We start from the raw sequence: 13,916 nt of genomic DNA on the forward strand, positions 1-13,916 counted from the left end.
ATGACGATACATGTTGTGCCAACTGAGTTCGCAACGATACAAGCAGCAATCGATGCTGCCGTTGCTGGTGATAGTATTCAAATACTCGCTGGAACATTTGATGGGTTCAATGTGACGAAGGAACGTTTGAAAATAGTTGGGTGTGGGATTGGGAAAACGGTAATTGCGGGTAACCCATCACCTGTTAGTGATAATGGGATTGATTTGAATGCGAATCAAACAATTTTACAGGGGTTTACAGTTCAGGGATTTGAAGATAATGGCGTTGAAATTTTATCAGGAAGTAATGTATTGGTTAATATTGAAACTAAATTTAATAAGCAGCAAGGTATAGATCTTGATCAAAATTTTAATTTATTCACAAACTGCATTTCCTCTTTCAATCAATTCGATGGATTTAATATTACATCTTCTAATAATTGTGTAATTGAATGTAGCAGCTTTCAAAATGAAGGAGAAGGTTTTTTCATTGGTGAACCAAGTAACACAATTATTAATAATGTTGCTAATGAAAATTTTGATGAAGGGATTAATATCGATTGTCCTATGTCAAAAATATTCGGTAACAAATCACTTAAAAACATAGGAAACGGTATAGAAGTAGATGAAATTAACAATAATATTATATCAAATTTAGTTTGTAACAATGAAGCAAATGGTATTTTTATAAGGTCAAATGAGAATCAAAACGTCATTGACTCCAACATCGTCCGCAACAACGGAACTGATGATACGACAGCTGGTATTCTAGTTGATAATGGAGCAATGGAAAATGTTATTCGATTCAATAAAGCAAAAAATAATATTGGAGTTGATATTTTAGCAGAAGGTGGAATTGGAACAAACATCTATGACGGAAACAAATGTGAAAACAGTTTTCCTGATGGGTTGTGTACATGAACAACAATGCTCCCCTACATAAGGGAGTATGATTACATAATATTCTGTTGAAGGGTTTCTGTCACAGTACGTTGAAACTGTTCAGTAAATTGATTTATCTTCATTTTTCAACTAACATGACTAATACATTAGAACATAATTGGAGTTATCTCGAATTAAATTCTTCAGCTAAAAGGGAGCGATACATAGAATACGTGTTTAATATGTACCGCAACTATTACAATTTAGGCCTCGATAAATTCACTAACGTTAATTGCTTTATCCTCGTACCACCCACTGACATTCTCCCTTGTCAGTAACGAATGTCTTTAGGATACGGTTATACCACTTTCCATAAAGGTGATTTACGAACCCATAGAAAGATTAATAGATTAAAAATACAAGCGAGTAAAAATACTGCTGAAGGATTATACCACTCGGCAATCCAACCTGATGCAATGATTGCAATCGGCATACCAATCTTAAACATCGATCCTGTAATCCCGCTAATTCTGCCGATTAACTGATGTGGCGTTGTTTCTTGACGATATGACCAAATGCAAATGGATGAGATCGTTCCAAATAGTCCGTATAAAAATAAACTGAATCCAAATATCCAAACGTTATTTGCGATAAACAAAATGAAGTATGTCAAACCTGATAACAATGTCGTCACTCCGAGAATCACACCGACCGCTATCTTACTGCGAATCCATGTAACAACACTACTTCCTACCAGCCCTCCAAGACCAGCACATGATAAGATAATTCCCAATTGTGAACTATTTAGCTGTAATTCATCCTTCGCAAAAAAGATAATCATTGTATCTACCATTCCTGTTGTAGAGTTAATAAAAATAACAAGAATGGTAATCAACCAGAGTGGCCTGTTATTTCGAAGCTCTTTCCATCCTTCTTTTAATTCCTCACCAAAATTGGTGTTCCTCTCTTTTTCAACTTCGTTCGAATCCAATAACATAAGTAAAAAGAATGCAACTGTAAACGCAATTGCTGTAATGAGTAAACCGATATGCAAATCAGAAAAAAATAAAATAAGTCCCGTTATCGCTGGTCCCATTATCCCAATGAATGTTGTAATAAATGCGAATGCTGCGTTAGCAGGTGTTAACAGCTCTGTCGGTAATACTTGCTTAACGATACTTGCCCTTGCATTAAAATAAGCATAACTACAAGTCATCAACATGAATCCAGCAATGTAGAAAACGATTAAGTTTTCAAAACCAGTTTGAATGAACATGAATAACAGAAAAAGCACAACAACTTGTAATAAGATAGCCCATAAAGACCACCTCTTTTTATTAACACGATCGACGATAACACCGATAAACATCGCTAATAATAAATTAGGTAGAAATTCGATAGCCCTCATTGTGGACATCGTTACAGAAGATTCTGTTAAATGATATAAAATCAATGGCAGCGCTAATTCATACACTTTACTTCCAAAAGCAATAATTGATCCAGTGATGAAAAGAATAACGAAATTTTTATTCGTCCATAGTGATTGTTGTTGGGTCTTATGTTGTATAGATACGTTTTCGTTTAGTTTAGGTAGACTCATAACATTCTCCTTTCTGTTGTTGATTATTAGTTTAAACTGAATTAAGGTGAAAGAAAGCTGAAAGAATTATATTGTTTTTTCACCTTTTTTTTTGATAGGTTTTTAATAGGATTAAAAATCAATTTTTCAATAAAACATATTGGGATGTGTGAATAATGTTAGTCGAGGAGCATTACTTGCAATTACGAACCCATTTTTCAGACGAGCAAAACGGAGAATGGATTGAAGTGAAATTAACGAAAATTAGTGAAATTTTATATAGCACAAAAAGAAATGCAAATCTTTTAATAAAAAAAATGGAAGATCGTGAATGGATCAAGTGGTCTTCTGGCAGAGGTAGAGGCATATCTTCTAAAATTATGTTTTTAAAAGAGAAAGACATTTTATTAGTTGAGCTTGCTAAAAGTAAGGTGTTATCAGGTGACTTACATAACGCACATTCTTTATTGAATACATATGATGTTAGCAATGAAGGCGGGGTAATGTTCTCCGAATGGATGGAACAACAACTAGGCTATCATCAAAAAGAAACTTCACAACAGCCATTGGACATTCTTCGGTTCCCATTTTATCGACCAATACCGTTTCTAGACCCAGCGTTTGCAATGCGTCGAACTGAGGTTCATATCGTTAAACAACTGTTTGACACATTGGTTATCTATAATCCGAATACAGAAACGATCGAACCTCACCTTGCCCATCATTGGACAAGTGATGAAACAAACAAAGTGTGGACATTTTATTTACGCAAGGGTATACGTTTTCATCATGGAAAAACGATGACATCACTAGATGTGGATTACACGTTGCGAAGAGTACAAAATCCTGATACGAAATCACCGCATCAATGGATGGTTAATGGTATAAAAAACATTACTTGTATACATGATCATGCGATTCAGATTGAACTTATCGAGCCTAACTCTCTATTTGTAAATGTTCTAATTTCCTCCAAATTGTCGATTGTGCCTAACGATTTACATGAACATGAAGATTTTGCAACATTGCCGATTGGAACGGGGCCATTTTCGATTAAACAAAACGACAAATCTAAGCTATTGTTACGAGTAAATGAACACTATTTCAAAGAAAGAGCTCATCTAGACCAAATTGAAATATGGATATGGCCTGACGAAACAGATGAACATAGACTAAAAACACTTAACTTCAAATACTTAGTTGCACCTAAAAATTCGTTGCAAGATGGTAAAGAATTTGTTGAGTTAAATCGGTTTGAAAATGAGATTTTCTATTTGGTGTTCAATTTACATAAACAAGCACCATATCAAAATGCAAATTTTCGCAAAGCATTTCATCATGCGATAAATCGATCCTTAATAATAGAAGAGCTACGTGGATTTAGACATAAACCTGCAAGTGGCTTCCTGCCTAGCAACAAAATCGAAACATACATGAACGACTACGATCTAAATAAAGCTAAAGAAGAACTAGCTCGAAGCGGTTACTCTGGAGAAACGATTCATTTATATATTTATGAAATGCAATCAAATATCGAAAATGCGCAGTGGATAAAAAGAGCCGCTGAAAAGCTTGGTGTACACATCGAAATCTCGGTATTTCCAATCGAGGAATTAAGAAAAAAGGATGTCATGATGCAAGCTGATCTGATTGCAGCTGGTGAAGTATTTGATACAAATATTGAAATTGAGCTAATCGGATTATACAGAGAGAACGGTTCATTTATCGGCTCTCTAATTGGAGAAAAACATCGCGAAGAAATAGAAGACCAAATTGCAAAAGCATTAAGAACATCAAATAAAATACAACGCCTTCAACTATTAAATGATATTGAAAACATAATCAGGGACAGGAATAGCGTTATATTCTTATACCACAACAGGCAAAATGCCGTACATCATAACAGCTTAAAAGGCGTTTCCTTAAATGCACTGGGCTGGATAGAATATAGAGACTTGTGGTTGGAAAAGTGACTCGGCTAACAACAAATGAGAAGTATCTCTATTATGCGAATCATACCTAAAAGGTCAATCACATTTTCGATTGACCTTTTAGGTGTTTTCATTGTTGATGATAAAACAAAACATATGAGGTTTTGTGCGGTCATTATCTCTGTTTCTAGCACTCTCGACTAATTAGAGAATAAAACTTTTTGTGGAGTAGCTTGACTAGGTACCATAATCCCGTTTCCCAACTGGCCATAATCGTTACTTCCCCACGTATACAACGTTCCATCACTTGCTAGTGCCGCTGTGTGAATTCCTCCTACTGATACTTGTTCAATACTAACTCCTTTGAGGATCGGCATATGAATCGCTGTTGGATTCGCTTGACGAATGAAATCTCCGCTATTCCCGTTTCCTAGCTGGCCAAAATCGTTTAACCCCCACGTGTACACTGTTCCATCACTTGCTAACGCTATTGTGTGTTCTTCCCCTACAGTTATTTGTTCGATCTTGGCTCCTCTGGGCATCTGGATCGCTGTCGGACTAGATTCAAAAAATCCCCAACCACTTCTCCCGTTTCCAAGCTGACCGTACTCATTTCTTCCCCACGTATACAACGTTCCATCACTTGTTAACGCTATTGTGTGATCTCCCCCTGACTTTATTTGTTTGATACTAGCTCCTTCAGGGATGGAGATCGCTGTCGGACTAGGTTGAATAGCTTTCAATCCATTATTCCCGTCTCCCAACTGGCCAAACTCGTTATCTCCCCACGTATACAACGTCCCATCACTTGCTAGCGCTATTGTATGATCACTTCCAGCCGATACTTGTTTGATCTTGGCTCCTTTGGGTATCTGAATCGCTATTGGGCTAGCTTGATTAGTTCCCTCTCCACTATCCCCGTCTCCCAGTTGACCATCAAAGTTACATCCCCACGTATACAACGTTCCATCACTTGCTAGCGCTATTGTATGATCTCCTCCTGCTGCTACTTGTTCGATACTGGCTGCCCCGGGGATCGAAATAGCTATTGGACTAACTTGTTCAACTCCAGATCCACTATCCCCATTTCCCAACTGGCCAAAAGTGTTTTCTCCCCACGTATACACCGTCCCATCACTTGCTAGCGCTACTGTGTGATCACTTCCAGCCGATACTTGCTCGATCTTGGCTCCTTTGGGCATCTGGATCGCTTTCGGACTAGATTGATTAGTCAAACTACCGTCTCCCAGCTGACCAGAATTGTTTAATCCCCACGTATACACCGTTCCATCACTTGCTAGCGCCACTGTGTGGGCAAATCCAAGTGAAATTTTTTCAATATCAGGTAACTTCTTTCTAGATCCTATCTTTTCTGATTCAAAGATTGATATCGCTATTTCTAAAGTTGATACGGCTGTATCCACTTCTTCTTGTGTTCGATTCGATGCATCATCCAATACCGATTGCGCTGTATCGATCTCGGTTTGGAGTATTACTCTTGACCCTATACGATATTCTCCAACAGACTTTCCTTCTTTCGAATCATCATGTAAAACTTGTGCGGTACTTATCTTTGTTTCTAGCGCACTCTTATCTACTCTTATAATTTCTGATTCAAAGGTTGAAATCGCGGTTTCTAAAGTTAGTATGGCTGCATCCACTCCTGCTATTGTTCGATTCGATGCATCATCAAACACTGCTTGTGCTGTATCAATCGCGGTTTGGAATGTTGCTTTTGACCCTATACCATATTCTCCAACAGACTTTCCTTCTTTCGAATCATCATGTAAAGATTGTGCGGCAATTATCTTTGTTTCTAGTGCATTCTTATCTCCAGCTCCTATCTTTTCTGATTCAAAGATTGATATTACGGTTTCTAAAGTTGATACGGCTGCACTCAAGTCTGCTTGCGTTCGATTCGATGCATCATCCAACACTGATCGCGCTGTATCGATCGCGGTTTGGAATGTTGCTTTTGATCCTATACGATAATTTCCTTCTTTTGAATCATCATGTAAGGCTTGTGAGGTACTTATCTTTGTTTCTAGTTTACTCGCATATTCCGAGAATAAAACTTTTTGTGGACTAGCTTGATCAGTCTTACTCCCATCTCCTAGCTGACCAAAACTGTTTTTTCCCCACGTATACACTGTTCCATCACTTGCTAGCGTTATAGTGTGATCGCCTCCTACAGATACTTGTTCGATCGTAGCTCCTCCGGGGAGCGGGATCGCTGTTGGACTAACTTGATTAGCCACAGCTTCGTATCCCAACTGACCATACTCATTACTTCCCCATGTATACACCGTTTCATCACTTGCTAGTGCTACTGTGTGTGCACCTCCTGCAGATACTTGTTCGATCTTGGCTCCTCCAGAGATAAGGATCACTGTCGGACTAGATTGATCAACTCCCCATCCGCTATTATCGCCTCCTAGCTGACCATCGTTATTTCTCCCCCACGTATATACCGTTCCATCACTTGCTAACGCTATGGTGTGGGCAAATCCTGCCGATATTTGTTCGATCTTGGCTCCTCCAGGGATAGGGATCACTGTCGGACTAGATTGATCAACTCCCCATCCGCTATTACCGTCTCCTAGCTGACCATCGTTATTTCTCCCCCACGTATATATTGTTCCATCACTTGCTAACGCTATTGTGTGATCGCCTCCTGCCGATACTTGTTCGATCTTGGCTCCTCCGGGGATCGTGATCGCTGTCGGACTAGATTGATCAACTCCCCATCCAATATTACCGTCTCCCAACTGGCCAAAAGCGTTTCCTCCCCACGTATACACCCTTCCATCACTTGCTAACGCCACTGTGTGGTCAAACCCTGCCGATACTTGTTCGAACTTAACTCCTCTGGGCATCTGGATCGCTGTCGGACTAGATTGATTCGTTCCCTCTCCACTATTCCCGTCTCCCAGCTGACCATACTCATTATATCCCCACGTATACACCGTTCCATCACTTGCTAGCGCTATTGTGTGAAAGCCTCCTGCCGATACTTGTTCGATCGTGACTCCTCCAGGCATCGAGATCGCTATCGGACTAACTTGTTCCATTCCCCATCCAATATTACCGTCTCCAAGTTGACCATACTCGTTACTTCCCCACGTATACACCGTCCCATCACTCGCTAACGCCACTGAGTGGAAATTTCCTAATGATATTTTCTCAATAACAGGTAATGCTGTTTCGGTTTTCAACACAGTGGCGTAGGCAAACAAAGGTAGCGCACTTTGCATAATCAGTAATAAAAATAAGATAATTTTCAACATAAACGATAATCGCTTTTTCACCGTATACTCCCCCACATGTTGATTCATTTCTTTCATTAAATTAACTTCCCTATCAGCTGGTTTAATTCAAACTTTTTCAGAAATAAAAGCAGCTATGAACGCTAATCAGAGGTAATGTCGTCATTCACCATCGTCTATATATAAAGCACTTTAAAATCGAATTATTTTTAAAGATGGAGTAGCACTTAAACGTTACTCGTTTGTTTGGTACAATGCAGGTTGAGTTTTGCAATGTTCACTTATTCGTTAAACTTTGAAGTAAGCTTGATCTTCAACTAGCAAATTATGTTTTATCACTCCCTTAAATAAATAGTTAAATATAAACATAATTTCAAATTATATCATGGTCTACCTTGCGAAATATTTATTAAAGCGCAAATATTTTTAAAATTAATTGACTTTTTCAAAATTTAATAAAGTGCTATTCTATCTCTCTTCAAGGAATACCTATGAATGACACAAATCTAATCGGAAGGTGTGTTTCTGTATGTCATCAAATCAATTCAATTTGCAACATGAACTTCCCTCGGTGACTATTCATTTTAATGTAGCAGGACAGTTGGATTACGAGATTGATCGTAAGACGAGAAATAAATGAAGGATTAGAATGGAGGGCAAGTAAAAAAGCTTCACTGATGGTTAGTTGAACCAATTAGGTAATTACTGACGCTTGTTTTCCCACTTAAACTTCGTTGATTCTCCAAAGTTTTGAAGTGGGAGTCTTAGCGTCAGTTGAAACGTGATAAATGTCTTTCTGAACTCCTAACTTAATCATCACTCTCTTCTACTCAAGCAAATTCTCCTACACCTTTTAGAAAGAATAGTTTTATTAATCTGTCAATCTTGTTTCTATAGAGGGAAATTAACAAAATAGATAATTGTAACCATTTACCATATAATCAGATTAGATACGATTAATAGAATAGGAGGAATTTTTATGTCTAACGTAAAAGAATCACAACCTAAGTGGTTTTGGAAAAGTATTTTTATATACATGGCCTTTGAATGGATATATTTATTTATTTTCATGTTTTTAACTGATAGTTCTGAAGCTTTAGCGACTAGTGTTTTTTATACTACGGTTGCTTTTTTTCCTGTTTTTTTCACATTGATGCTATTTTTCTTAATTAAGAAAAAGTATAAAATTACTATAGATACGATCTTTTATCTATTTGCTCCTCTCTTAAGTTATTTGCCTTTTTGGACAATTTTAGGGTCTTTTTTATGACATAAAACTTCTTGCAGTATTTAAAAAAACATTATTGCAATCTTGCACGTAATCTATACTAGAAGTCGCATTCACCTTTTGTGGTGAAAAAAGTTAAATATAACCCATATAGGAATAATAAGATACGAAATGATGAAATATAGTATTAATTGATAAACAATTTTGGAAGGAAAATATCGTCTTGATACGTTCCCTTTTTTATCTAAAGCACCCAATAGTTAAACAGCTAAATTGGATATAACTCGTATTGAGATCTTCTAACAAAGCCAAATTTCAATTGAAGATGGTTAATTCCTGTAGATCACGAAAATCAAAGTAACTTCATGCTCTCAGCTCTTCTTAGATATTAAATATATAATCTACTAGAGTTTTATCGATTTCTATTAATAATAAATAATTCAGTGGATTTCATTTCAATATCAATTGATTTTACTAACAGAGAGATTTTGTTTTCTTCATTTAATGCACTCCAGTAAAACTCTCCTACATCCTTAATATCATCGTATAACTTTACTTCAAATGGTTCACCTACAAAAGAAGGTAATGGATTGCCGTTCTCAGAATAAGTATGCAAACAATGTCCCACCCCAGGAACTGCTCTTTCATAATTATAATAATTTCTAATACAATAATTAGGGTCATTTTGAACCGATTTTAAAATGGATAATTGATAAGCCATTTTCTCATTATTCAAATCAATCATTCCAGATATTCGTGGAGTAAGATTCGGAAAATCCGGTTCGAATTCTCTCTTATTTAGGGCACATTCAAATGATTCATCATTTATTAATGAATCATAAATCGTATCCGTCTGGTCCCCGTTTGAGACAATATGAATATCATTATAAAACTTGATAGGATAATAAATAATCAATGTTGGGTCTTCGAGCTGATTCTTATCATGTGCCTCAGTTCTAACAAACCCACCTTCATTGACGAAAATTCTATTCCTACTATTGCTACTTCTGCCCATTATCCAATACACTTGATAATATTTTTTGGAATTTGGGCTTAAACCTACAATTATGCCTCTACCAGGATAGGAATTCTTCTTCAATTGATTAACATTAGCATTACATAAGCTATCTAACATACAATAATCCCCCTTTTTGCAATAAAAAAAGTATTTGATAGTTACTATCAAATACTTTGCCCAGGCGAACGGCTATATAAGTATGTGCTCCCCTGTGGTATTCCACATTTCGCCAGTCACACATACAATAATTGCATTTATGTTTTATTTATTTTATCAAATAATTTAGATAAAACAAGTCATATTTACGAAAATATGTAATTTTTAAAAAGAAGCGATATGATTGATTGTTTTTCTGCTCTTTTACCTTTACATGATTATTTAATTCGCTTTTAACTTGCCGACAGTATAACCAACAATAAATACGAACAACATGGAAAGGTAAGCGATGATTGTTATAGTTGTTCCATAATATACATCTGAGAATAACGATGATAATTTAACACCCGACCATATAAATGAAAGCATATAATATTGACTAATAATCGCTATAAACATATTCCTACTCTCATCATTCATAAGTACAAATTGCCATAAATAGAGTAAGAATGAAAGTAACCAAATACTATTTCCAAACATGAAATACTTAAAATTGCTTCCTCTTAAACTAGAAAACTTAATTCCGACCCAGAACCAAAAGATTGCAAAGACAATTTGGCTCAAAATTGGAGATACCATCAGCATAAAAGTGTTTGATGTAATTCCATAGAATAGCGGAATTAGTATCCATATGATCATTTTTTTATTTTCTGTCACTTCCCTCTCTCCAATCTTTTCATTAATCTCATAAATTTAGATAACTAAATCGTATCATACATTTAAAAAAATTGGAAATAAACCCCTTTTATAATTATTTCATTAACCAAATTTATTATTTCTCTTTAATATTTACGTAAATAATTGGACTTTGATGGTTCCGAGAAAGGTAATGTTCTACAGACTTTCCAATGTATTTAGATCTAATGGATTCTTCAGCTTTTTGCCCAACAAATTCCCACCTCTTCTCATTTTCAAGGGTTCCTCTTGTATTGAATGTACTACCTGCGGGAAACCACGCTATCACTTTATACACTTCATGCACAATTCCATCAAAAACAGAGAAAGCATATTCTACTTTTTCTCTATCATCTCCTATTCTCCATATCCCCCTTGTAGAATCATACAGCTCTATATCTGTCATATCATACCTAAACATTCGATTTATACGTATTAAAATTGAAGGCTCGATAATAGTAGCTTGTTCTCTTTCATAATGCGATATCAATTGATTAACTTCTACTCTTCCAAAAGTCCCACTTTGCCAACCACGAACTTTGTTTGTTAATTTATCTTTACCAATAACATCAATAATAGCAGCTTCAACTTTTAATGCAGTATGTTCATCTTCTATTCCATGGATTAATATTTCTATTTTCGGTTCTTCTCCCCTTTTCTGAATACGTTTAATAAGTCTTGTTTTTTCTGTATCATTAGGGTCCGTCAAATGAGAGAATAATCTATTTCCTATTCCTTTACCTATATAAAAAATTTCATTAGTGGAAGGATCCGAGTAAATATACACATAGTACTTTAATTTATTGATAACTTCTTTTGAAAATTTCTTTTCCATTACAATCCCTCTTATCATCTGTTTATTATTTAACCTTAAATTACTTTGAAATTAATATGAAAATACTTTCAAAATATATTAATACTTATCAGTTTATTATATAAACACTGGATTTTATAGAACACTTAATTCAATGGTAGAAATTACATATTTTCATTGAAAAGGTTATCTTCATAGTCCAAACACATTTTCTAAGTGACCTTAGAGTGTACAAAAGGCTCTTTTCGTAATAATTGTTGCTTTTAAAAAGATAAGGTTAAAATTACTTTTTAATGGAATTTTATTTACAAAAGTATATTCAAACGACATAGCAAAATTGGTCATTTAATAATCAGGAGGTACTTAATGTTAAAGATTAACTTATGGTCACTAAGTATCTTATTCATTCTAATTGGTGTTCTTCTATTTGGATATAGTGAAGATGACAAAAAAACAGCCTGGAAATCATCTGAAACTTTCACTAAAGATAATATGACGCTGTATGGAACGAAAGGGAAATTTGGAATAATTAAAGTTAATGGAAAAGCTGATGAACCAGAGTTTCCAGTTGGTGAGGGCAGACTATATGCTGTCTATTTTTTAGATGGTTCAAAAGAGATTAATGGAAAAAAAATACAAAATGATCGCAACTCACAAAGACACAAAAGAAACTGTTCAGCTTTACGAATGGGACATTCAACATTCCAAAAGCGGAGCAAAATTCTTTGTAGACAAAGAAGGACTATGGAAGGTTAATGTATCTATTGATAATAAGCCTTTTCCAAGCTTTGTGATAAACGCAGAAAAAATAAATGAATTTTTCTGCCATCGGATACTTATATTGAATAATGAAAACAGCCATTCCCACAAGAAACGGCTGTTTTTATTAACCCATTAAAGAACACTGTAATGGAGTTACGCACATATATCTATGTATACCACTTCTTAGTACAGTTTATAAGTCATCAGCCATTTTCAAAATAGCTTCAATGATTACATTAGGTTGGTCAAACATCATATTGTGACCGCTATTTGGGACTAAGATAAGTTCACTATTATTGGATATATTAGTTAGTTTCTTTTGCGAATCTTTCCAGTTCTGATCAATATCACTTGCCTCTTGTTCTGAATACCCTAATTCAATTGCATATGATTGAATTTCTTTATCTATATCACTCGGTGTAATAATTGTTAAAGGCTTATCATCTAAGTGTTGAGTGTCTGCCACTAATTTATCTAAAGTTCTTTCTTGTTTAGATTCTTGATTTAATGTTCTTAAAAAAGGTGTGTCATATTGAACATTGACATACTTTTCTAAGGAAAGGTAATCAGGGATTATATCAGAAATCATTCCCTCCCCAAATAGTCGAGCAAATCCAAATTGAGATAAAATACGAATGACAGTTAAGTCTTGTCCCTCATAATAAAAATCATTAAATGTCGTCTCTTTTTCTGTCAAAAATTCATTTCGTGCATCAACAAGAATTAAACCTGAAACCTTTTCAGGATACTTATCTGCAAAGAGACGAGAATAAATGCCTCCAAGTGAATGACCCACTAATATTACAGGGGTATCAACATTAGAATAATCTACAACCTTACTTAAATCATCAATCGTCGTATCGATACGATAACCATTTGGATGTGGATCACTCCATCCATACCCTGCTCGGTCATACGTAATTACTTCGGTATGCTTTGAAAGCTCTTTCTGGATGTTTGACCAATCATATGACCATGAACCAAATCCTGTTTCAATAACAACAGGTGGAAGATTTGTTTTTTCTCCTTTAATATTCACATGTAACTCTCTGTTTCCGACATCAATCATTTCTCCATCTGGAGGAAAGTTGCTTGTAACATTCTTGTAACTCGTATATTCATATACAAAACCTGCTGCTAACGTAAGAAAAACAATAGCAATCAAGGCTAATCCCAGTACTTTCAACCTTTTAAATGTTTTATTAACATTCCTATATTTAATCTCCAAATTCATCTCACCTCCCTTGATTAATTTATATTTTTATAGCCTATGATTATCCCTTATACCAACAGATATTTATAGAAATAATAGGACCTTCAATTATTTGAAAGTCCTATAAGGTATTATTGTCTTATTAAACTAACACGCCCGTTAACAAAATTAGAATTCGCTTGTTGTGACTGTTTCAACTAACTCTTCAATAGTTCCAATACATTTTTGGACTTCTGATAAATGATAAAACGTACTGGTAATCTCGAAATTATTTACTTCATCATTTGGTGGATAACATAATTTACACTTAGTAATATTTATATTCTGAGTGTAACTATGTTTAATATTTTTAATAAATACAATATTGAAAATATAACCAATAAATTGTATTATATAAATAGAACACTATAACA

Annotated in this window: 10 protein-coding genes and 1 riboswitch; of the genes, 4 read left to right on the forward strand and 6 right to left on the reverse strand. The window is 35.1% G+C overall.

The window, feature by feature from the left end:
• Window positions 1–900: a right-handed parallel beta-helix repeat-containing protein gene (locus BFG57_RS17860; RefSeq protein ID WP_069718864.1), complete on the forward strand. Its 900-nt coding sequence runs from the start codon at window positions 1–3 to the stop codon at window positions 898–900.
• A gap of 319 nt (window positions 901–1,219) precedes the next feature.
• Here the strand turns inward: BFG57_RS17860 and BFG57_RS17865 are convergent, their stop codons facing one another.
• A complete protein-coding gene (locus tag BFG57_RS17865) occupies window positions 1,220–2,461 on the reverse strand; it encodes an MFS transporter (RefSeq protein WP_069718865.1) in 1,242 nt (413 codons plus the stop codon).
• Window positions 2,462–2,616: 155 nt separating this feature from the next.
• Between BFG57_RS17865 and BFG57_RS17870 the strand changes: the two genes are divergently transcribed.
• On the forward strand, window positions 2,617–4,413 hold the full coding sequence (locus BFG57_RS17870; protein WP_069718866.1) for an SgrR family transcriptional regulator: 1,797 nt from the start codon (window positions 2,617–2,619) through the stop codon (window positions 4,411–4,413).
• 158 nt (window positions 4,414–4,571) lie between these two features.
• Here the strand turns inward: BFG57_RS17870 and BFG57_RS17875 are convergent, their stop codons facing one another.
• Window positions 4,572–7,679: an RCC1 domain-containing protein gene (locus tag BFG57_RS17875; protein ID WP_175428390.1), complete on the reverse strand. Its 3,108-nt coding sequence runs from the start codon at window positions 7,677–7,679 to the stop codon at window positions 4,572–4,574.
• A 937-nt stretch (window positions 7,680–8,616) separates the two neighbouring features.
• Here BFG57_RS17875 and BFG57_RS17880 point away from each other — a divergent pair.
• Entirely contained in the window at window positions 8,617–8,907 is a 291-nt protein-coding gene (locus BFG57_RS17880) for a hypothetical protein (RefSeq protein ID WP_069718868.1), read from the forward strand.
• A gap of 370 nt (window positions 8,908–9,277) precedes the next feature.
• Here BFG57_RS17880 and BFG57_RS17885 read toward each other — a convergent pair whose 3' ends face one another.
• The 3 genes from BFG57_RS17885 to BFG57_RS17895 all read right to left on the reverse strand — a co-directional run bounded on the left by BFG57_RS17885 (window position 9,278) and on the right by BFG57_RS17895 (window position 11,549).
• A complete protein-coding gene (locus tag BFG57_RS17885) occupies window positions 9,278–10,000 on the reverse strand; it encodes an IMP cyclohydrolase (protein ID WP_069718869.1) in 723 nt (240 codons plus the stop codon).
• 51 nt (window positions 10,001–10,051) lie between these two features.
• A riboswitch (ZMP/ZTP riboswitch) is annotated at window positions 10,052–10,130 on the reverse strand.
• A 131-nt stretch (window positions 10,131–10,261) separates the two neighbouring features.
• A complete protein-coding gene (locus BFG57_RS17890) occupies window positions 10,262–10,696 on the reverse strand; it encodes a hypothetical protein (RefSeq protein WP_069718870.1) in 435 nt (144 codons plus the stop codon).
• Window positions 10,697–10,811: 115 nt separating this feature from the next.
• Window positions 10,812–11,549 carry an LEM-3-like GIY-YIG domain-containing protein gene (locus BFG57_RS17895; RefSeq protein ID WP_069718871.1) on the reverse strand — a complete coding sequence of 246 codons (738 nt, stop codon included), beginning with the start codon at window positions 11,547–11,549 and terminating at the stop codon, window positions 10,812–10,814.
• 345 nt (window positions 11,550–11,894) lie between these two features.
• Between BFG57_RS17895 and BFG57_RS17900 the strand changes: the two genes are divergently transcribed.
• Window positions 11,895–12,284: a hypothetical protein gene (locus BFG57_RS17900; RefSeq protein ID WP_069718872.1), complete on the forward strand. Its 390-nt coding sequence runs from the start codon at window positions 11,895–11,897 to the stop codon at window positions 12,282–12,284.
• Between the two features lie 199 nt (window positions 12,285–12,483).
• On the opposite strand, the gene BFG57_RS17905 is transcribed toward BFG57_RS17900, so the two are convergent.
• Window positions 12,484–13,518 (reverse strand): alpha/beta fold hydrolase, encoded by a 1,035-nt coding sequence (locus BFG57_RS17905; RefSeq protein WP_175428391.1) that lies wholly within the window; start codon window positions 13,516–13,518, stop codon window positions 12,484–12,486.
• Window positions 13,519–13,916 lie beyond the last annotated feature (398 nt).

It is taken from the genome of Bacillus solimangrovi (assembly GCF_001742425.1).
GTDB lineage: Bacteria > Bacillota > Bacilli > Bacillales > Bacillaceae_N > Bacillus_AV > Bacillus_AV solimangrovi.